Raw genomic sequence first — 18,523 nt, forward strand, 5'->3', positions numbered from 1 at the left:
GCGGGTGCGAGTCGTGGGCGAAACGCCGTGGGCAGCGCGGGGGCGGCAGGAGCCTCGCACAATGAAGAAATGAGCAGGGAGACGAGGTTCGCACGATTCGTGCCGGTGCTCGTCCTCGCGCCCGCGGGCGGACTGTTCGGCAAGGCCGTCGCCGAGGCCGCGCAGGCCCGGCCGTGGTGGCCGTGGCTGCTCGCCGCGCTGGTCTGGCTGCTGCTTTCCGGAGCGATCGCAGCAGTGATCTCGACGGCCGTGACGCACCATGCTGTGTCGCACCATGCTGTGTCGCACCATGCTGTGCCGGACCATGCTGTGTCGGACCATGCTGTGCCGGACCATGCTGTGCCGGACCATGCTGTGTCGGACCATGACGTCGAGCACAGATAATGCTCCGATGGCTGCCGCGGTGCATCACGTCGAGATCTGGGTCCCGGAGCTGTCCCGGGCCGTCACGAGCTGGGGCTGGGTCCTCAACCGGCTGGGCTGGAAGGACGGTGACGGCTGGCCGGGCGGCATGACCTGGACCGCCCCGGACGGCTGCTACGTCGTCGTCGAGCAGAGCCCGGCGATGTCGGCCGCCGAGCACGACCGGCTGCGGCCGGGGATGAACCACCTGGCGCTGAACGCGGCCGACCGCGCCGAGGTCGACAGCATCGTCGCGGAGGCCGCCGAGCACGGCTGGACGCTGATGTTCGCCGACCGCCATCCGTACGCCGGCGGCCCGCAGCATTACGCCGCCTTCCTCCACAACACCGACGGCTACGAACTAGAAATCGTCGCTCCCGCTTAGCAGGTGAGACTACTGATACCTGGAGTGACCACTGGGGCCACTGGTGTGACATGGTTACACCAGGCAAGAGATAGTCACGGGGCAAGTGTTGGAGGTCGGTGCTCGTGACGGAGAAGCCTGACGGGGGACCGGCCGCACCGGAGCTCCTGGAAGCGCGGATCCGCGGTTTGCAGCACGCGCTGGCGCAGTTGCTGGACAACGCCCGCCGGCTGACGTACGGCGAGCATCAGCGCGCCGTGAAGCTGCATCGTCAACTGCAGGAGCAGACCGCCGCCGCCCGGCGTGAGTCGCGGGCGCTGGTCGACGCGAAGACCGCGGAGGCGTTGTCCGAAGCCGAGCCCAAGGCACGGCTGCTCGCGGACCGCCTCGCACCCGGCCTGGCATCGATTCCGCCGAACGACGCCCGCTGGCGTTCGCGTCAACTGGTCGGCGCGGGAGTCCCGGCGTACGTGCGGGTCGGCGAGCTGGAGACCGGTACGCCGGTGGTCGCGCCGCTGCTCCGCACCAACGGCTGGAAGGTGACCGGCGACCGCAACGAGTCCGCGCGCCGCCTGCTGCAGAGCGTCGCGCTGCGGCTCGTCGCGGCCGCGGAACCGTTCCGGCTCCGCATCGACGCGTACGATCCGCGGCTGACCGGGATGATGGGGCTGCTCGGTCACCTGACCACGAAGTACCCGCAATTGGTGCCCAGGGCAACACACACCGCGGAGCAGCTGCACACCGTGCTGTCCGGCCTGGTGGACGTGTCGTCGCTGCGCGCGAGCCGGCAGGCTCAACTCGGGCACGAGCGCTTCGAGGACCTGCTGAAGGAGACCGGCCAGGTCACCGATCCCTACCGGATCGTCGTCCTGTTCGACTACCCGTCCGGGATCGACACGCTCGCCCAGCGCGACCTGCTCCGGCTGGCCGCGACCGCGGGCAAGCGTGGCATCTGCTTCCTGGTCCACTACGACGCGTCGGCCGCGGCCGAGCTCGACGTGGACTCGCGACAGTTGCTCGATCTCCTCAACCCGGTTGCCATCGTCAACGATCGCGTCGAGGTCGCTCAGCTGCCGCCGGCCCGGCTCGATCCGCCGTTCGACGCGACAGTTGCCGCGGGCATCTGTGACGTGATCGCCGAGCAGGCGGAGATCGCCGTACTCCCGACCATCGACTTCGACCGGACGCTGCCGGACCGTTCGACCTGGTGGCAGCCGGTCAAGGACGAGGTCGGGACGGTGATCGGGTACGACGACCGCACGCCCGCGCTGGTGCGGTTGCGCAGCGGCAACCCGGCACTGCCGCACGTTCTCGTCGGCGGCGCGGTCGGTCAGGGCAAGTCGAACCTGCTGCTCGTACTGATCCACGGTCTCGCCGCGCGCTATTCCCCGGCCGACCTGGAGATGTACCTGCTCGACTTCAAACACGGTGTCGAGTTCTCGGCACTCGGCCCCGGCCCGGACCGGCCGCACTGGCTGCCGCAGATCCGCGTGCTCGGGGTGCACAGCGATCGCGCGTTCGGTCTCGCCGTACTGCGTCATCTCTCGGACGAGCTCGCACGGCGCAGCGAGATCTTCAAGTCGCACGGCAACGTCGCCGATATCGCGGAGCTGCCGGCCGGCCCGGATCGGCCGCCGCGGATCCTCGTCGTACTGGACGAGTTCCAGGTGCTGCTCGAGGACGACGACGAGTTGGCGGACGAGGCGGCGAGGCTGCTGGAGCGGTTGGTCCGGCTGGGGCGCGCGTACGGCGTTCACGTCGTACTGGCGACGCAGACGATCGAGGGCGTGAAGCGGCTGTCGACGCGGCGGGACTCGATCTTCGGGCAGGTGCCGTACCGGATCGCGCTGAAGACGACACCGGCCGATTCGCAGGCGATTCTGCGCAGTGGGAACACGGCCGCGGCCGAGTTGCAGTTCCGCGGCGAGGCGGTGCTGAACGCCAACTTCGGGTCGCCGGACGACAATCAGCACGTGCTCGTGAGCTATGCGGACAAGCTCGTGCTGGACTCGCTGCGGCAGGAGCTGTGGACGCGTGCGGGTACGGCGGTGCATCCGCCGCGGGTGTTCCATCTGGCCGAGCCGGCGCGGTTGACGGACACGGCGTCGGCGGTGAAGCCCGAGTTGGGGCGGCCGTGGACCGGGCTGCCGATCGCGGTGACAGAGGAGCCGGTTTCCGTCGAGGTGCGTCCCGAGCCCGGCGCCGGCGTACTCGTGCTGGGGGATGGGGCGCCGGATGCCCTCGGTGTGCTGACCGGGCTGGCGGTGTCGACGGCCGCATCAGCGGTGGAGCCGCCGCGGTTCCTCTTCGTGGACGGTACGAACTCGGCGCCTTCTGTTGCTGAGGGCAAGGATGCATTGGTGCAGGTGCTGCGGCAGCTCGGGTGCGAGGTCGAGACCGTCGACAAGCACGACGACATCGCGCCACGCCTGTTCGCGCTCCGGGACGCGATGCGGAGCGGGGAGGTCGGCGGCACGTACCTGATCGGCTTCGGGTTCCACGGCGTACCGCGGATGCAGTTGCACGCCGAGGGGTACTTCGAGAGCCCGGCGAACGCGTTGCAGGACATCGTGCGGGACGGGCCGGCGCAAGGCCTCATCACGTTCGGGTGGTGGAACCGGCTGCATGTGTGCACCGAGCAGCTCGGGTACGGGCGGGCGAACGTGGCGACCCACCTGTTCCTCCGGCACCCGCAGGACGGCGTACGTGCGGTGGCGGGTCCGCTGGTGCGGTGGGCCTCGGAACCGCATCGGGCGTTGCTGTGGGACGGGTTGCATCCTGAGGCACAGGTCGTCGTACCGTTCGCCGCGCTGCGGTCGGACGAGGTGGATCGCACGGTGGACCTGGTGCGGCGATGAAGACTGTGGAGCAGGAGTGGTCCGAGTACGTCCGCGCGCTGCGGACGGTCGCGAGCGCGCGGGCCGACGCGCAGCAGGCGCAGGACCGGGTGACGGCGCACAAGTCGAAGGCCGAGGCGACCGCCGCGGCCGAGGCCGATGCGATGGCCGAGCGGGGACGGAAGCTGCAGACGCGGCTGAACGCGCTCGCGGACAAGGCAGCGGAGAGTTTGCAGCGCGCCGGGCTGCCCGCGGAAAGCAAGCGGGCGAACCACACGCTGCCCGAGATCCGCGCGCTGAACGACATCGAGACGGTCGCCGAGCGGATCACCAAGCAGCTCGCCGAGTCGGTCGACCAACTGGAGGAGCTGCGGACGAAGGCCCGGGCGCTCCAGGAGCAGCGCAAGCGGCGTACCATCAGCGCGGTCCTGGCACTGGTCGGGTTCGTGCTGGTGTGGGTGCTCAGTGGGTCGTTCCTGGCTGGGGTCGAGGCTGCGGCGATCGCCGCCGTCACGATGCTGGCAGCGTCTCGGATGCTCGGGCTGCCACGACTGCCCGGCGCGCGCTGGTGGGGCTGGGGAGGCGCGGTCATCGTCTTCGTCGCGATGGCGGCCGGACTGCCGTGGTGGCTCGGGATCCTGGTCCCGGTCGTCGTGGCGGGCACGGCGATCGTGCTGCCGAAGAAGCGCAACTAGATTTGGGAGTGGGTTGAGGTGTCCGACGTACTGCGGCTCAAGGAACAGCTGCACCAGGTCTCGATGGAGGCCAAGCAGGCAGCGGGTGGCCTGGCCGGATTCAAGCTCCGGTTCACGCAGCACAGTCAGTTGGTGGAGAGCCTGATCGCGGGCACCGCCACCGGCATCGACCGCGACATCACCGAGATCCTGGAGGCCGCGAGCAAGGCCGTCGAACAGGCCGCCGAGGCGCTGGAGATCGCGTCGGCCGGCTGCAAGAACTACGCCGACCAGATCTGACCTGTCAAGGTGCCGTCCGAGCTGCAGCGGGTCGCCCGCGGCCTGGTCGACTGCTTCGACGAGATCCCCCGGGTCGTCGACCAGCTCCTGCGTACGGCGGCGCGCTGCCGGGAGAACGCACAGATCGCGCTGATCGCCTCCCACGGGCAGGCAACTGTCGCCGCCCAGCAGCTCGACGCCGCGGCACGCGCATGCGAAGCGGCTGCGCACTACTTGTCGATGGCACCGCCTAAAGCACGCGGCTGGGCCGAAGGCCTGATCGGTACGCCGGGCCCGTCGACCAACCGCCCTTCATCCGACTCCGCGGACCGCAACAAGCTGACCAGCGGCAGTGGTACGAAGATCCGGGCAAAGCGATTGGTGGTCGCTTACGAAGACCTGGAAGTTGCCGAAGACAACGAACCGCCGTTGGTCACGGTCGCCCGCAAGGCCTTCGAGCAATACCAGAAGGCCCACGAGAACGACGAGCCCGAAGAGCGCGAACCCCTGGAACTCGAGATCACCGTCACCGAAACCGGCGAAGTGATCTTCGAAGAACCCGACGAGAAGGAAGATCAGAAGCGCGAGGAGCGCCTGACCCGAGACTTCGAGCTCGACGCTGCCCTGGCCGAAGCCGTCAAGACCCTCCTGGAGACGATGGCCGGCTCCGAGGACCGGCAATGGGGCCACGCCACCGTCACCATCACCCCAGACCGCATCGAAGCCACCTTGGACGGCCCCGAGGAGAGCCGCCCCGGTCCCATCGTCGTCGACATCGAGCTGCCCGATCTCCCGGCCGCGGACGACCTCGAGTTCGACCCAGCCGTCGACCTTCGGCCGCTCGGCGGTGACTTCGCACCGGGAGTGCACGATCCTATGAGTCGGTTCGAGCCGAAGGAGCGCGAGATCGCGGACTTCCTCGAAGGCGAAGGGTGGCGCATCGACGCTCGACCGGAGGACCACACGGTTCACGGGCAGAAGAATCCGGATGCGACCCTCCGCAGAAGTGGGTCGACCGGCGGCGTGATCGTCGAGTTCAAAACCTTGAACAGGGCTTCGCTCTCGGCTGTCAAGCGCAACATCAACGAAGCCTGCGATCAGGTCGGCGCCGCTGGTGAGGTCTTCATCGACGGCCGGAAGGTCGATCTCGACGAGGCCACGGCACTGCGGGGATTCCGGAAGGCGGTCGGCCAGCCGGGCAAATCCGTCGACGCGGTGATTCATGTCATTCTCGGTGACGGGCGAGTGGTCACCTTCAGGAAGGAGCGGTGATGTCGACGAGTGACAACGTGTTCGTGGCTGCGGGTGATCCTGTCGCAGCTGTGGCCGAGTGGTTGGCCGACGTACTCGAGCTGGAACCGGTCGCGGACGCGGATCCGAAGGACGACGAACGCGTGTTCCGGCGCACGGCGCGGACGGAAACGGGGACGGTGGCTGTGCGGGTCCGTCCGAACGGGTTTGCCGTCGTGGACCCGCAGGAGCCGGACGAGATCCAGGCGATCGATCGGTATCCCATCGACCTGAGTATCTGGCTCGTCGGCAGGAAGGACGAGGAAGGGCAGCTGCGCGAGACCACCGCCATCTTCGTCGATCTCGTGACCGCGCGCCCCGACGTACCGGCGTTGCTCGTTCACAATCTCGACACGTTGGTGTCCGCGCACCTTCCCGGTGCCGGCACGCACACCTTCGACCCGCCGATCACCCCCGACATCGAGGACATCGACACCTGGCGGGACTGGACTGTCAGCTGATGTCCAACAGCGACACGATCTTTGTGGTCGGCGAGGAGCCGCTGGACGCGCTGGCCGACTGGATGGCTGACGCCCTGCAACTCGAGCGCCGGGATGATCCCGGGCTGAAGGAGGACGAGCACTTCTTTGCCGGACGTGCCCGGACCGTCGACGGACGGGTTCTGCTTTTCGTCGGGCCGAACGTCTACGGTGAGTCCGACCCCGAACCCGAAGACGTTTCCGCGATCGATCGGTACACCGGAGCGGTCAACGTCCGCATCTCCGGTTCGAGGAACGAGGCGGTGCAGGCGAAGGAGGCGCGTGCGGTCTTCGACGAGCTGGCCGCGACGCAGCCTCGGGTCGCTCTCGTGCTGGCCACCGCGATGTCGTGGATCGTGGCGGCGTACCTCCCGGGCGCGGGCGTCCACACCTTCCCACCGCGGACGTCGCTCGACGTCGACGACATCGACGCCTGGCGCCCCTGGGTCGTCGCCTGAGGTCTGACCCGTGGTCGGGGCTGGTCCTCACGGGCTGTGAGAAATTTCTCGGGGATCGCGTCATGAACGGCTGAGACGGTCGTCACTACCTGTGAACCCATCCCCACAGGGAAGTGGAAGTGATTGCCGTGAAGGGTTGTGTTACGAGGTCGCTGATGGGATCCGGCTCGAGTGGGCGCCGGGTGTATTGAGATGCCTGACGGTGGTGATCCGCACCCGGCCGCGGTCCGGGTGGAGCGTCGTCGGGTGAGGGTCTGGTTCGGGGATCACGTGGTCGCCGACTACCGGGCCGAAGCAGAGCTGGCCGAGCGGTACGCGGCGGCCATGTCGCGCAGGTTCGCCGGGTTGCGGGTGACCAGCGACCCGGTTCCGGACCATGATCCAGAACCGGAACGGAAGCTGCCGGGGGAGCGGCTGTGGGAGGTAGCGCCGAAATGAGCTCCCGTCGCTTCCGGCTGATCCGTCATCAAGATGTCTCCGGTGTCAGCGGCACCGGACCCGTCGCCGAGGGTGTGCAGTTCACCGACGGCTCGGTCGCGCTTCGCTGGTACGGCGACTATCCGACCACGACCGTCTGGGACGGTATCGAGTCGGTCGTCGCGATCCACGGGCACGGCGGGGCGACGACGGTCGAGTGGCTCGACCCCGAACGGGGTCCCGATCCCGACCTCCAGTTGCCGCCGCGCGAGTCCCTCCGGCCCCGGCCGTGGCCGGACCTGCACTCGGCGCCCGAGCCGCAGGACCCCGACCCGCTGCACTCCGAACGCGACCTCGGGTCGAACGGCGCGGCGCCGCCGTCCACCTGGTCGTCGTACCGCGTCTTCGGCTGAGGTCCCGATCCACCGGTGCCGGCTCATCCCCCTCCCGGCGCCGGTCACCTCGGTACGGCGTACGCCCGGGCGAGCCGGCGTACGCCGTACCTGAGGAATCACTGCGTCGAGGCGACCACGTCGAGGTTGTAGAACTTTCCGGGACCGTCGCACAGCTCCATCATCTTCTCCGACATCTCGGTGGTGTCGGCACGCTGTGAGTTCTCCATCGCCGACTCGTACGACTCGAACTCGACGATCGCGAAGTAGCGACCCGGCTCGTCGCGGTCGGCGCAGGCGATGCTGCGGGCCGGCGCCGGCCCGTCGCCCTCGGCCTCGCGTTTCGCGCGGAAGTCCTCCATCAGCGCCGCGATCTCGTCCGGCTTGGAGGTCCGGTACTCGATGATCTGAACGAAACCAGCCATCACTTCCCCCTGCTTCCACAGACACTCACCCCTGGGTGTCCTTGTGGTACGACAGTGCGCCCGGATCGTCTGCCTGGCAAGGGGACGGCTATTACAGTGACGTGACGAGGGCAACGAATCACGCACGGGAGTTTCTGCCCTTGGCAGAGGCGCCTGGGAATTGCCGGCCGGGCCTGATTGGCTTGCCCGTATGGAGATTCTGATCCTCGGTGGTACGGCGTGGCTCGGTCGCGAGATCGCGACGCAGGCGATTGCGCGCGGGCACTCGGTGACCTGTGTGGCCCGTGGCGAGAGCGGCACGGTTGCCGACGGCGCCACGCTGGTCGCGGCCGATCGCAGCAGCCCGGACGCGTACGACGCGGTGCCTGTGCAGGACTGGGACGCTGTGTTCGAGCTCTCGTGGCAGCCAGGTTTTGTGAAGGGTGCGCTGGCCGCGTTCGGCGTCCGCGCCAAGCACTGGACGTACGTGTCCTCGGGCAATGCGTACGAGAAGTTCGACACGCCCGGCGCGGACGAGACCGCGGCGCTGCGGGAGCCGAGTGCGGACGACGTGGCCGATCGGGAGCAGTACGGCGAGGCGAAGGTCGCGCGTGAGCTTGCGTCCCGTGATGTGGTCGGGGATCGGCTGGTCATCGCGCGCGCCGGGCTGATCGGCGGGCCGGGGGACCCAAGCGATCGCGCGGGTGCCTGGGTCGCGCGCGCGGCGCGGGCGCCCGAGGAGCCGTTGCTCGTGCCCGACACGCCTGAGCTGCCGACGGCAGTGATCGACGTACGGGACCTTGCCGGATGGCTGCTGGACAATGCGACCGAAGGGCGCACGGGGACGTTCGACACGTACGGACCGGTGGTGCCGTTCGGCGAGTGGATCGAGTTGACGCGCGAGGTCGGCGGTCACACCGGGCCGGTGGTGCTCGCGCCGCGGGAGTGGCTGGAGGAGCAGAAGGTCGAGCAGTACATGGGGCCGGACTCGTTGGCGATGTGGCTGACCGAGGCCGGCTATGAGGGCTGGTCGTCCCGCAGCGGCGCGGCGGCGGTCGCTGCCGGCCTCACACACCGGTCCCGCCGGGAGTTCGTCGAGGACACCCTCGCGTGGGAGCGCGAGCTCGGCCTGAACCGCGAGCGCAAGGCAGGCCTCAGCCCAGCCAAGGAGAAAGAGTTGATCGAGGCTTTGAAGGCGTAGAGAGTGGGCCCATGCGCCTGGTGCTGATCTCGGACACTCATCTGCCGGTGCGGGCGAAGAGGTTGCCCGCACCGGTTTGGGACGCAGTTGACGAAGCCGACGTGGTCATCCATGCGGGCGACTGGGTGAGCGTCGAGCTGCTGGACGAGTTGGAGTCACGCGCGGCACTGCTGGTCGGGTGCTGGGGCAACAACGACGGAACCGAGCTGCGGGCGCGACTCCCCGAGGTCGCGCGGGTGACGCTCGACGGGTTGTCGGTCGCCGTGGTGCATGAGACAGGTCCGGCCAAGGGGCGTGAAGAACGCTGCGCTGCGGCGTACCCGGGGGTTGATCTGCTGGTGTTCGGGCACAGTCACATCCCGTGGGACACGACCGCACCAAGTGGGCTTCGGCTGCTGAACCCGGGGTCGCCGACCGACCGGCGGCGGCAGCCGTACTGCACCTACCAGACCGCGACGATCACCGCCGGCCGCCTGGAACAGGTTGCCCTGCACAACCTTTAAGTTGCGTATTGCAACGACTGTGGCCGGGCAGACGTGGGCGACGCCGTACCACCGAGCTACGGCGCACCGCGACTGCCCGGCCGATTGTCGTCCGGGGTCAGGCGTTCGCTGCTTCCTTGACCCGGGTCTTGAGGCGATCGCGGACCTCTTCCGGCGTGTACGCACGGCGCTTCCGCTCGCCCCGGGCGATCACGACGCCCGTCGCGGCGACGCCGACGAGTCCCGCAAGCCCTACCACCTTCCATACCTTCATGCCGACTAACCTAGCGACGTGAACAGCCGGATTTCACTGGATGACGCTACGGAACTGACACGAACAGGTGACATTTGGCTGTTCCGCGGTGGCAGCGCGGCGGATCGCGCCATTCAGCTGACCACCAACAGCCCCGTCAACCACGTCGGTATGGCGATCGTCGTCGAGGACCTCCCGCCGTTGATGTGGCACGCGGAGCTCGGGCGCTCGCTGCCGGACATGTGGACCGGCCAGCACCAGCGTGGTGCGCAGTTGCACAATCTCCGTGACGCGGTGCTGGTGTGGGCGCGCAAGTACGGTCAGCGAGCCTGGCTGCGGCAGCTCGATCATCCCGTCACGCGGGAGATGGAGGACGCGGTACTGCGGACGGTCGCTCGCCTGGACGGTACGCCGTTCCCGTCGACGGCCCGACTCGCATCGCGATGGGTGCGCGGGCGGGTGCCGGCGATACGTCGCGGATCGCGCGAGCTCGAGCTCGAGTCGGCGTACTGCGCCGAGGTGGTCGCGGTGACGTACGAGGAGATGGGGTTGCTGCGCGGGCGGAAGCTCAACTGGTACGACCCGGGGCGGTTCTGGAGCGGCGACGAACTCCGGTTGGCGCACGGAGCGCGGTTGGGCGCGGAGATCGAGGTCGAGATTCCGTCCGATACCTGACGGAACCGAAACTGTCGGCGGCGTGTGATTGGGTTTTCTCAGTCGGTCAGCGAGCCGGAGGAGGCCTGGATGTACGCGGTCATCGACACCGAGACGACCGGTCTGCTGCCGACGCATCGGCATCGGATCATCGAGATCGCCGTCGTGCTGCTGGACGCGCGCGGGCGGGTCGAGCGCGAGTGGGTGACGTTGCTGAATCCCCAACGCGACCTGGGCCCGCAACACATCCACGGGATCCTCACCGCCGACGTGCTGGCGGCGCCGGAGTTCCGCGATATCGCGCGGCAGTTGGGGGAGTTGCTCGCCGGACGGATGGTTGTCGGGCACAACGTCGAGTTCGATCTCGGATTTCTGCGGGCCGAGTTCGCGCGCCTCGGGGTCACCGTTCCGCTGATCACCGAGCGGTCGATGTGCACGATGGCACTGGCCGGATATCTGCATCCAGGCGCCAAACGGACGCTCGGCGCCTGTTGCGCGGCGGCCGGGATCTCGATCGAGGGCTGGCATTCGGCGCTCGCGGACACCCGGGCGACGGCGGAGCTGTTCGCGCAGTATCTCGGGGCTTTCGCGGCACCGCCACCTTGGCAGTGGGCCTACGAAGAGGTACGTCGGTTGCCCTGGCCGGAGCTGCCGGGCCGGGACGTCGCGCCGACCGTGCGACCGGTGCATGCCGGTGGAAGGCACGGCTGGATGAGCCGACTCGTCGACCAGCTGCCGCGCGTCCCGGAGCCGCCGCAGGCCGACTCGTATCTCGTCCTGCTCGACACGATCCTCGGCAAGCGCGAGATCACGGCGGCAGACGCCGATCAACTGGTGCAGGTGGCGACCGAGCTGGGGATGACTCGCCCGCAGGTCGATCACCTCCACCGGTGGTACGTCTCCGCGCTGGCGACCGCGTCGTGGGGGACCGGCGAGATCTCACCCGACCAGCGCAGCGATCTCGACCGGGTCGCGGTGATGCTCGGGCAGCGGGTGTCCGACGTCGACGAGGCACTGCTCCGCGTGAGTGCCGGGCAGTACGTCGTACCCGATCGTCCTGGTGCGCGCGGGTATCCGCCGGGGAGCACGCTGGTGTTCACCGGGGACATGGTCGAGCCGCGCGAGGTGTGGTGGGACCGGGCGGTGGCGGCCGGATTCGTGCCTCAGGAGGCGGTCCGCCCCGATACCACGTTCCTAGTGGCCGCCGACGTGGACAGCCTGTCGGTCAAGGCCCGCACGGCCCGCGAGTTCAACATCCCCATCATCTCCACCGACGACTTCCGCCGCCTACTCCCACAAGACCACCGCAAGGCCGGCTGAGCCGACCCAGGTGTTCGCGCGGCCTGCCTGGACCGGGCGGGCCCTCCGGATCAGGTGCCCGGGACGAGGTGCTTCGGGGGCGGCGGGTCAGGTGCTCGGGACGAGGCGCTCCAGGGCTAACAGGTCAGGTGGTGGGGCGAGGTGGACCGGGGGCAGTAGGGCGTGCGGGGTTAGCTGGCTGAGCCTGGCTCAGATGTCTGGCGGGGCGTGCCCTGGAGCTGACCGGGTCAGGCTGTTGGGGTGAGGTGTTCTGGGGTCAGGAGGGCGTGGAGGGTTAGGCCGGCTTCGGTGAGTTGGCTGGGAGTGGTGGGGTTGCGGTTGATGACGCAGAGGGCGTCGGTGATTGTGGCGCCCAGGGTGCGGAGTTCGTTTGTCGACAGGACGATCTGGCCGCCGGTGGTGACGACGTCCTCGACGATCGTGACCTGGCGTCCCCTGGTATCGGCACCCTCGGCCAGCCGGCAGGTGCCGTAGGACTTCGCCTGCTTACGGACGAACGCGCAGGGCAGGCCGGTGTGCCGCCCGAGTGCGGTGACGACCGGGATCCCGCCCATCTCCAGCCCGGCCAGCACTTCCGTGCCGTCCGGGATCAGCGGGACCATCGCGGCGGTCAGCTCGTCGAGCAGCACCGGATCGGCCTCGAACCGATACTTGTCGAAGTACTCCGTCGTCGTCTGCCCGGACCGGAGCAGGAACTCCCCGGTCAGATGTGCGGTCGCATAAACCCGACGCCCCAACTCAGCAAGCTCCACGCCCCGCACCCTACCTGCACCGCGCCGGGCTCCTGGTGGGCCGCGGGTCAGTCTTCGTCGGGGACGGGTTCGATTTCGAAGCGGAGTTGTTTGCCGGAGCGGATGCGTTCGATCGCCGACAGGCAGGCTTCGTCGCTCATCTCGACGCCGATCTCGCCGAGCTTGTGGCGCAGCACCCGGGCCGCGTCCTCGGCGGAACGGGCACTGGACTCGTTGATCGCCTCGATCGTGGTCGCGGTGAGCCGCTCGCGAATGTCCGGGTGTGTCTGGTGGATCTCGTGAGTGATCCGGAACTCGGTCATCGCGCTCTCCCTGGTACTCCGCGGCCGATTGTGCACCACCAGGGTAGGGGGTGTCTGATGGTTTCGCGCCGTCAGGCGAGGACGCGTTGGACGAAACTCTCCAGGCGAGTTGCGAGGCGTTTCGCGCGGACGTCCGGGCCGGCGGTTTCGCCCTGCGGGAGGTCGAGGTCCTTGAGGCCGCGGATGTACAGCGAGCAGGCCAGGTCGGCGCAGATGTACATCCCGACCGTGTTCCCCTCCCGCCCGGCCGAACCCGCCCGCCGGGCCACGAACAGCGCGACGTCGCTGACGTGATGGGCGGTGTTGCACAGGTCGCACAGCCCGGCGAACCGGCGCGCGGCGCCCGACGTCTGGGTGCTGACCGCGATCCCGGTGACGCCCGTGTCCCGTCGTACGACGAGGTAGCCGCGGTTCGGTGCCTTGCCGTCACGCCAGCCGAGGAAGTCCAGCGACTCCCAGGGCAGCTCGGTGAACCTCGGCGGCAGCGCCATCGCCTTGACCTGGCTCTTGGACGAATTGACGAACGAGCGCCTGATGTCCTCGGCGCTGAGCGGTTCCACGACTGTCCTCCGATCTTTCGACCACCCATGAGACAAGCCCGGCCCGGGTCGGCGCAACCGGTTAACTCCGTTGCTGCAGGCAACAGTCAGCCCGCGGGGCATGTCTATTTCCCGGTTCGATCGGGTCCACGACTCGGACACGCCGGGTGTGGGGTGGACTTCTGAGCGTTAAGGGTGAACTCTGTACTATCTAAACTTCAACTACCTTTCTGGAGGAATCCGCGATGTCCAGCGAGTACGCCGCACTCAGCGGTGACTACACCCTCGACGCCTCCCACACCCGGATCGGCTTCAGTGCCCGGCATGCGATGGTGACCAAGGTTCGGGGCGCGTTCGACGAGTTCGAGGGCTCGTTCCACATCGACGGCGAGAACCCGGCGAACTCGTCGGGGAAGGTGACGATCCAGGCGAAGAGCATCAACACCCGCAACAGCCAGCGCGACGAGCACCTGCGCAGCAACGACTTCCTCGCGATGGACGAGAACCCGGAGATCATCTTCGTGTCGACCGCCGTGAAGCCGGTCGGCGACGCCGAGTTCGTGGTGACCGGCGACCTGACGATCCGCGGCGTCACCAAGTCGGTCGACGTCACGTTCGAGTACACCGGGACGGCGACCGACCCGTTCGGCAACCAGCGGCTCGGCCTGGAGGGCTCGGTCGTGATCAACCGCAAGGACTTCGGCGTCAGTTGGAACGCGGCGCTCGAGGGCGGCGGCGTACTGGTCAGCGAGAAGGTCACGCTGGAGCTCGAGGTCTCGGCGATCAAGAACGCCTGACAGCGAACACCTCATGGGGACCTTGCACAGGCAATTGCCTGTGCAAGGTCCCCATTACCTGTTCCAGGTCCCCGCTGGTCAGGCGTGGCGGGTGGTTTGCCGGAGGAGTGACTCGACGGCCTGGCGGAGTTCGGTGTCGTGGTGCGGACCGGACCAGACCACGATGCGGCCCTTGTCGCCGAGCTTGGTGGTGATCAGGTCGCGGGCCGGGGTGGGGTCGCCCTGGTTCACGAGGACGACGAGACGGCGGCCGTCACGCTGCAGCCGGTCGAGCAGCGGCGGAAGGGTCGAGCCGCGGAACAGGCCCGGGTCGCTCTTGACCTTGGTCTCGATCATCACGCCGCGGCCGCGGACCACCAGCAGGAAGTCGGCGCGGTCCCGGGTGAACTCGCGGTCGTGGTAGATCCGCGCCTTCGGCCACAGGCGTTGCAGAGCGGCGTCGACGTCGACGTCGTACTGCGCGGCGAGCCGGCTGACCCGGGAGCTCGTGCCGCGTGGCCGCAGCGATTCCGGCGTACGGCGGCGGCCGAGGAACGGCAGCCAACGCCCAAGACTCGTGTCGATCATCGGTGGACCCCTCGACCTGTTCCGGCACTTGTCAGTGAGTCTGCCCGCGCCTAGGCGGAGGAACCCGGGGGCCGCGCAATCGTGATCCCACTGCCATAAACGGGATGTGTTCAGCACGCGTTCGGAGTGGTGGTGCCGCCGTCGACGATCCAGCGGGACTGCTGGTTGAGGACGCGCATCTGGTCGAGCCAGCGGGTCGGGGTGGTGTTCGGCAGGACGCCGCGACCGCGGACGTTGACGGTGCGCGCCGCGGAGGTGTCGTAGCAGGCGTTGACGATGACGCCGTTCGCCGCCAACGTGCGCTTCGCCCACAGCACCTTCGTGCTGCCGGTGTTGCGCAGCTTGTGGGTCCGGAAGTACTTCGCCTGGGCGCTGATCGCCTGGAACATCGCCGGCGTCATCGTCGGCTCCAGTTGCTTGGTCTTGCCGCCCCCGCTGCGCATCATCACGTCGAGCGCGACGCGGTACGTGTAGTACGCGTTCAGCACGGGGTCGTCGGAGCCGGCCGCCTCGTCGGCGGTCGTGGTCCGGGCCGCCTTGTGCGCCGCCGGAGCCGCCGCGGCGACATTGCTGTCGGCCTCGTTGCCGCAGCCGGGGAGCAGCAAAACCGGGGTCAGCGTGGCGGTCAAAACCAGGTTCCGCATGCGCATTGTGTCCGAGTACCTCCTGTTGGAGTCACCGCTCGCGCCGTCGGCGGCGTAGCACACCGTTCGGCACTGACCGTGTAACGGCGCGACACGCATCGTGGTCACTGTGACCTGGCTCACAGCGGACCCCTACCCGGGTACTGGTTACGGATCGGCTCCGTGGCTGGAGGTGCCGGCGGCCGCGAATTCCTAGCCTCGATCTCAGGACTTGAGACCGAGGAGATGACGATGACGGACGTACTCACCCGCCCCACGGCACCCAGCGCCGGCCGCGACCGCAGGGTCCGACCGCTGCGACGCCTGGGCCGTTCATTGCTGTACGACGCGCTCCTGATGCCCGTCGGCGTACAGGTAATGGCGGACGCGATGCTGGGCGAGGAGGAGACCGCAGCGAGGCGATGGCGCCGTCTCGGTGCACGTGGTGTGCAGTCGATGAGCAGCGCGCGGACCTTCGGGTACGGGCTACTCAGTGCGGTGCTCGGACTGACCAGCTGGTTCGTGATGCTGCTCCTGGTGCTGGCAGTGGTGCGCGGGCCGTTCTGGGGGCTCGTCGAGCACGGTCCGGTTCAGCCAGGGACATGGGGCGGGCCGACGCGAGCTGGAGCGTGGGTGGCGCACGGTCTGATCGCCGTACCGTGCATTGTCGTGTTCCTGTTCGCGCTGCGCGGCATTGCGGCACTCCAGATGCGCCTGGTGCAGGGGACGAACAGGTGGGTGCTTCCGGCAACTATCGTGGTGGCGGCCGGTAGCTTGGCGTTCTTCTGGTCCTGGCTGCAGCAGCTGTGAGTAAGGTCCAACCGTGCAGATACCGATGAGGCGGCCGTGGGGCGCCGGGCTGGCCGTCGCTGCGCTGCTGGTGCTGACTCTCATGGATCTCGCACAGCACTATGACGTACCGCTCGCGGCGGTGTTGAGCCTTGCGATTGCACGGGCGCTGTCGCTGAGCCTGTCGTGGCTGCGGCCGCGGGCGGCCGTGGTGGTCTCGCTGGTCACGACCGCGGTCATGGCTGCGCTGACGACTCCAGTCAGCTCGAGTGAACCGTGGCCGTGGGGTACGACGTCAGCGTTCGGGCATTCGCTCGTCATTGCGATCTCCGGTGCGCGTGGACTCGGCCGCCGGGAGCTGGTCGGCTGGTGGGTGGCGACTCAGGCCCTGGGTGTCGTTGCGCTCGGGCTGGCACCGGACCGTGGCAGTTGGCCCGGTCTGATCACCATGGCGGTGCTGTCGGGCGTAGCGGGAGTGGTCGGCGACCTCCTCCGTTCGCGGGCCGACACCAACCGTCGACTTGTCGAGCAGGAGACGATCAGCAAGGCCGAGCGTGCACAACGCGAGCGGCTGCAGGAGCGGGCCAGGATCGCCCGCGAGCTGCACGACGTCGTGGCTCACCACCTGTCCGTCGTGGTGGTCCGCGCGGACAGTGCGCCACACCGGCTGCCCGACGTACCGGACGCCGTCCGTGAGGAGTTCACAGGCATTGCTGACGAAGCCCGGGCTTCGCTGACCGAGATGCGTCGCGTACTGCGTTTACTGCGCGAGCCGGTCGAGCAACCGCAGACTGGACCGCAGCCTGGTCTGGACCAGGTGGCTGAGCTCGTCGAGAGCACGCGGCGGGCTGGAGCAGACGTGCGGCTGGTGGGTGACGTGCCAACCGGGTTGGACCCTGCTGTCGAGCTGACGGCGTACCGCGTCGTGCAGGAGGGGCTCAGCAACGCCGTACGGCACGCCTTGCACGCGGCCGTGGAGGTGGCGGTACGGCGTACTGCGGGCGAGCTGGAAGTGGTCGTGCAGAACGGGAAGCCGCCGCGGCCCGTCGTACCGGCGCCGGGGAGCGGGCATGGGCTGACTGGGATGCGGGAGCGGGTGGCACTCGTCGACGGGACTGTGAGCACCGGGCCGACCCCTGAAGGCGGTTATCTGGTGCGGGCGTTCATTCCGGTGGTAGAGGAGGTGGAGCGTGGCGATCACAGTGTTGGTGGTTGACGACCAGGAGATGGTGCGGGCCGGGTTCAGTGCGCTGCTCGATGCGCAGCCTGACATCGAGGTCGTCGGACAGGCCGGCGACGGTGCCCGGGCGGTCGAGTTGGCGGCCGAGCTGATACCTGACGTGATCCTCATGGACGTCCGGATGCCGGTGCTCGACGGGCTCGCCGCGACTCAGCGCATCCTCGCCGACTCGACGCCTGGCCAGCCGCCGCGGGTCGTGATGCTGACAACGTTCGACCTGGACGACTACGTGTACGCAGCGCTCCGCGCCGGTGCGAGTGGCTTCTTGCTGAAGCACTCCACCCCGGACGAGCTAGCCGCAGCAGTGCGGGTCGTCGCGGCTGGTGACGCTCTGCTGGCACCGTCCGTCACCCGTCGACTGGTAGAGGACTTCGCTCGCGCGCAACCCGTCGTACCGACCACACCGGCACGGCTGACGCCGCGAGAGACCGACGTACTGCGGCTGGTCGCACGCGGACTGTCCAACCGGCAGATCGCCGACGAACTGGTGCTGGCCGAGCAGACCGTCAAGACGCACGTCAGCAACATCCTGACCAAGCTGGACCTGCGTGATCGCGCGCAGGCGGTCGTTTACGCGTACGAGGCGGGTGTGGTGATCCCTGGCCCAAGACACTGAGCAGGGACACTGAGCAGATGGACGTTCTGGAACACGTACGCAGCCTGTGCCTCGCACTGCCCGAGGTGACCGAGCGGCCGAGTCATGGTGAGCCGACCTGGTTCGTCCGGGACAAGAAGACCTTCGTGATGTACGCCGACCACCACCACGACGACCGCCTGGGTGTGTGGATGGCGGCGCCTCCTGGTGTGCAGGAGTCGCTCGTCGCGGATGACCCGGAGCACTTCTACCGACCGCCGTACGTCGGTCACCGCGGCTGGCTCGGCGTGTACCTGGACGTCGACGTGGACTGGGATCACTTCGAGGACCTGGTCGAGACGGCGTACCGCCAGATCGCCCCGAAGACCCTCATCGCCCGCCTGGACGAGGTCTGAGCGTTCTATAGGGTTACG

The 18,523-nt window shown here is 68.4% G+C and carries 26 protein-coding genes; 19 read left to right on the top strand and 7 right to left on the bottom strand.

Annotated elements, in window-relative coordinates:
• The first annotated feature begins 69 nt into the window (after nucleotides 1-69).
• From EV651_RS41995 to EV651_RS29490, 10 genes are all read left to right on the top strand, one after another.
• Nucleotides 70-384, top strand: a complete 315-nt coding sequence (locus tag EV651_RS41995; protein WP_202870560.1) for a hypothetical protein — start codon at nucleotides 70-72, stop codon at nucleotides 382-384.
• Nucleotides 385-391: 7 nt separating this feature from the next.
• Complete coding sequence (locus EV651_RS29450; protein WP_133788520.1) at nucleotides 392-787, top strand: VOC family protein; 396 nt, start codon at nucleotides 392-394, stop codon at nucleotides 785-787.
• 104 nt (nucleotides 788-891) lie between these two features.
• Entirely contained in the window at nucleotides 892-3,624 is a 2,733-nt protein-coding gene (locus tag EV651_RS29455; RefSeq protein WP_133788521.1) for an FtsK/SpoIIIE domain-containing protein, read from the top strand.
• Nucleotides 3,621-4,298, top strand: coding sequence for a hypothetical protein (locus EV651_RS29460; RefSeq protein WP_133788522.1), 678 nt, complete (start codon nucleotides 3,621-3,623; stop codon nucleotides 4,296-4,298). Before EV651_RS29455 ends, EV651_RS29460 begins: the two co-directional genes overlap by 4 nt.
• An 18-nt stretch (nucleotides 4,299-4,316) precedes the next feature.
• Nucleotides 4,317-4,577 (top strand): hypothetical protein, encoded by a 261-nt coding sequence (locus EV651_RS29465; protein ID WP_130388988.1) that lies wholly within the window; start codon nucleotides 4,317-4,319, stop codon nucleotides 4,575-4,577.
• Nucleotides 4,578-4,586: 9 nt separating this feature from the next.
• Nucleotides 4,587-5,828: a hypothetical protein gene (locus EV651_RS29470; RefSeq protein ID WP_133788523.1), complete on the top strand. Its 1,242-nt coding sequence runs from the start codon at nucleotides 4,587-4,589 to the stop codon at nucleotides 5,826-5,828.
• A complete protein-coding gene (locus EV651_RS29475; RefSeq protein ID WP_133788524.1) occupies nucleotides 5,828-6,307 on the top strand; it encodes a hypothetical protein in 480 nt (159 codons plus the stop codon). The genes EV651_RS29470 and EV651_RS29475 overlap by 1 nt, the downstream gene beginning before the upstream one ends.
• A complete protein-coding gene (locus EV651_RS29480) occupies nucleotides 6,307-6,783 on the top strand; it encodes a hypothetical protein (RefSeq protein ID WP_133788525.1) in 477 nt (158 codons plus the stop codon). Before EV651_RS29475 ends, EV651_RS29480 begins: the two co-directional genes overlap by 1 nt.
• Before the next feature lie 192 nt (nucleotides 6,784-6,975).
• Nucleotides 6,976-7,221 carry a hypothetical protein gene (locus tag EV651_RS29485; protein WP_133788526.1) on the top strand — a complete coding sequence of 82 codons (246 nt, stop codon included), beginning with the start codon at nucleotides 6,976-6,978 and terminating at the stop codon, nucleotides 7,219-7,221.
• Nucleotides 7,218-7,613 carry a hypothetical protein gene (locus EV651_RS29490; protein ID WP_238157271.1) on the top strand — a complete coding sequence of 132 codons (396 nt, stop codon included), beginning with the start codon at nucleotides 7,218-7,220 and terminating at the stop codon, nucleotides 7,611-7,613. Before EV651_RS29485 ends, EV651_RS29490 begins: the two co-directional genes overlap by 4 nt.
• 98 nt (nucleotides 7,614-7,711) lie before the next feature.
• Here EV651_RS29490 and EV651_RS29495 read toward each other — a convergent pair whose 3' ends face one another.
• Nucleotides 7,712-8,017 carry a hypothetical protein gene (locus EV651_RS29495; protein WP_133788527.1) on the bottom strand — a complete coding sequence of 102 codons (306 nt, stop codon included), beginning with the start codon at nucleotides 8,015-8,017 and terminating at the stop codon, nucleotides 7,712-7,714.
• A gap of 190 nt (nucleotides 8,018-8,207) precedes the next feature.
• Between EV651_RS29495 and EV651_RS29500 the strand changes: the two genes are divergently transcribed.
• Both EV651_RS29500 and EV651_RS29505 read left to right on the top strand, forming a co-directional pair.
• On the top strand, nucleotides 8,208-9,197 hold the full coding sequence (locus tag EV651_RS29500) for an oxidoreductase (RefSeq protein WP_133788528.1): 990 nt from the start codon (nucleotides 8,208-8,210) through the stop codon (nucleotides 9,195-9,197).
• An 11-nt stretch (nucleotides 9,198-9,208) separates the two neighbouring features.
• Complete coding sequence (locus EV651_RS29505; RefSeq protein WP_133788529.1) at nucleotides 9,209-9,700, top strand: metallophosphoesterase; 492 nt, start codon at nucleotides 9,209-9,211, stop codon at nucleotides 9,698-9,700.
• Between the two features lie 97 nt (nucleotides 9,701-9,797).
• Here EV651_RS29505 and EV651_RS41605 read toward each other — a convergent pair whose 3' ends face one another.
• Nucleotides 9,798-9,953 carry a hypothetical protein gene (locus EV651_RS41605; RefSeq protein ID WP_165546543.1) on the bottom strand — a complete coding sequence of 52 codons (156 nt, stop codon included), beginning with the start codon at nucleotides 9,951-9,953 and terminating at the stop codon, nucleotides 9,798-9,800.
• Nucleotides 9,954-9,971: 18 nt separating this feature from the next.
• On the opposite strand from EV651_RS41605, the gene EV651_RS29510 reads away from it, so the two are divergent.
• Both EV651_RS29510 and EV651_RS29515 read left to right on the top strand, forming a co-directional pair.
• Nucleotides 9,972-10,607: a hypothetical protein gene (locus EV651_RS29510; RefSeq protein ID WP_133788530.1), complete on the top strand. Its 636-nt coding sequence runs from the start codon at nucleotides 9,972-9,974 to the stop codon at nucleotides 10,605-10,607.
• A gap of 69 nt (nucleotides 10,608-10,676) precedes the next feature.
• Nucleotides 10,677-11,906, top strand: coding sequence for an exonuclease domain-containing protein (locus EV651_RS29515; RefSeq protein WP_133788531.1), 1,230 nt, complete (start codon nucleotides 10,677-10,679; stop codon nucleotides 11,904-11,906).
• A 227-nt stretch (nucleotides 11,907-12,133) separates the two neighbouring features.
• Here the strand turns inward: EV651_RS29515 and EV651_RS29520 are convergent, their stop codons facing one another.
• From EV651_RS29520 to EV651_RS29530, 3 genes are all read right to left on the bottom strand, one after another.
• On the bottom strand, nucleotides 12,134-12,658 hold the full coding sequence (locus EV651_RS29520) for an orotate phosphoribosyltransferase (protein WP_133788532.1): 525 nt from the start codon (nucleotides 12,656-12,658) through the stop codon (nucleotides 12,134-12,136).
• Between the two features lie 47 nt (nucleotides 12,659-12,705).
• The gene (locus EV651_RS29525) at nucleotides 12,706-12,960 is read right to left on the bottom strand and encodes a hypothetical protein (protein ID WP_133788533.1); all 255 of its coding nucleotides are present in this window, start codon (nucleotides 12,958-12,960) and stop codon (nucleotides 12,706-12,708) included.
• Nucleotides 12,961-13,031: 71 nt separating this feature from the next.
• Nucleotides 13,032-13,520: an FBP domain-containing protein gene (locus EV651_RS29530; protein WP_133788534.1), complete on the bottom strand. Its 489-nt coding sequence runs from the start codon at nucleotides 13,518-13,520 to the stop codon at nucleotides 13,032-13,034.
• Nucleotides 13,521-13,744: 224 nt separating this feature from the next.
• Between EV651_RS29530 and EV651_RS29535 the strand changes: the two genes are divergently transcribed.
• Nucleotides 13,745-14,296 (top strand): YceI family protein, encoded by a 552-nt coding sequence (locus EV651_RS29535; protein ID WP_133788535.1) that lies wholly within the window; start codon nucleotides 13,745-13,747, stop codon nucleotides 14,294-14,296.
• Between the two features lie 78 nt (nucleotides 14,297-14,374).
• Here EV651_RS29535 and EV651_RS29540 read toward each other — a convergent pair whose 3' ends face one another.
• Nucleotides 14,375-14,863: a hypothetical protein gene (locus EV651_RS29540; RefSeq protein ID WP_133788536.1), complete on the bottom strand. Its 489-nt coding sequence runs from the start codon at nucleotides 14,861-14,863 to the stop codon at nucleotides 14,375-14,377.
• 110 nt (nucleotides 14,864-14,973) lie between these two features.
• A complete protein-coding gene (locus EV651_RS29545; RefSeq protein WP_238157273.1) occupies nucleotides 14,974-15,507 on the bottom strand; it encodes a hypothetical protein in 534 nt (177 codons plus the stop codon).
• 231 nt (nucleotides 15,508-15,738) lie between these two features.
• On the opposite strand from EV651_RS29545, the gene EV651_RS29550 reads away from it, so the two are divergent.
• Genes EV651_RS29550 through EV651_RS29565 form a run of 4 tightly spaced genes read left to right on the top strand, consistent with a single transcriptional unit; the run spans nucleotide 15,739 to nucleotide 18,505 of the window.
• Nucleotides 15,739-16,296, top strand: coding sequence for a hypothetical protein (locus EV651_RS29550; protein WP_133788538.1), 558 nt, complete (start codon nucleotides 15,739-15,741; stop codon nucleotides 16,294-16,296).
• A gap of 25 nt (nucleotides 16,297-16,321) precedes the next feature.
• Nucleotides 16,322-17,491, top strand: coding sequence for a sensor histidine kinase (locus EV651_RS29555; RefSeq protein WP_133788539.1), 1,170 nt, complete (start codon nucleotides 16,322-16,324; stop codon nucleotides 17,489-17,491).
• A complete protein-coding gene (locus EV651_RS29560; RefSeq protein WP_133788540.1) occupies nucleotides 17,466-18,131 on the top strand; it encodes a response regulator transcription factor in 666 nt (221 codons plus the stop codon). The genes EV651_RS29555 and EV651_RS29560 overlap by 26 nt, the downstream gene beginning before the upstream one ends.
• A gap of 17 nt (nucleotides 18,132-18,148) precedes the next feature.
• The gene (locus EV651_RS29565; protein WP_133788541.1) at nucleotides 18,149-18,505 is read left to right on the top strand and encodes an MmcQ/YjbR family DNA-binding protein; all 357 of its coding nucleotides are present in this window, start codon (nucleotides 18,149-18,151) and stop codon (nucleotides 18,503-18,505) included.
• Nucleotides 18,506-18,523 lie beyond the last annotated feature (18 nt).

The organism is Kribbella sp. VKM Ac-2571 (assembly GCF_004362255.1).
GTDB classification, from domain to species: domain Bacteria; phylum Actinomycetota; class Actinomycetes; order Propionibacteriales; family Kribbellaceae; genus Kribbella; species Kribbella pratensis.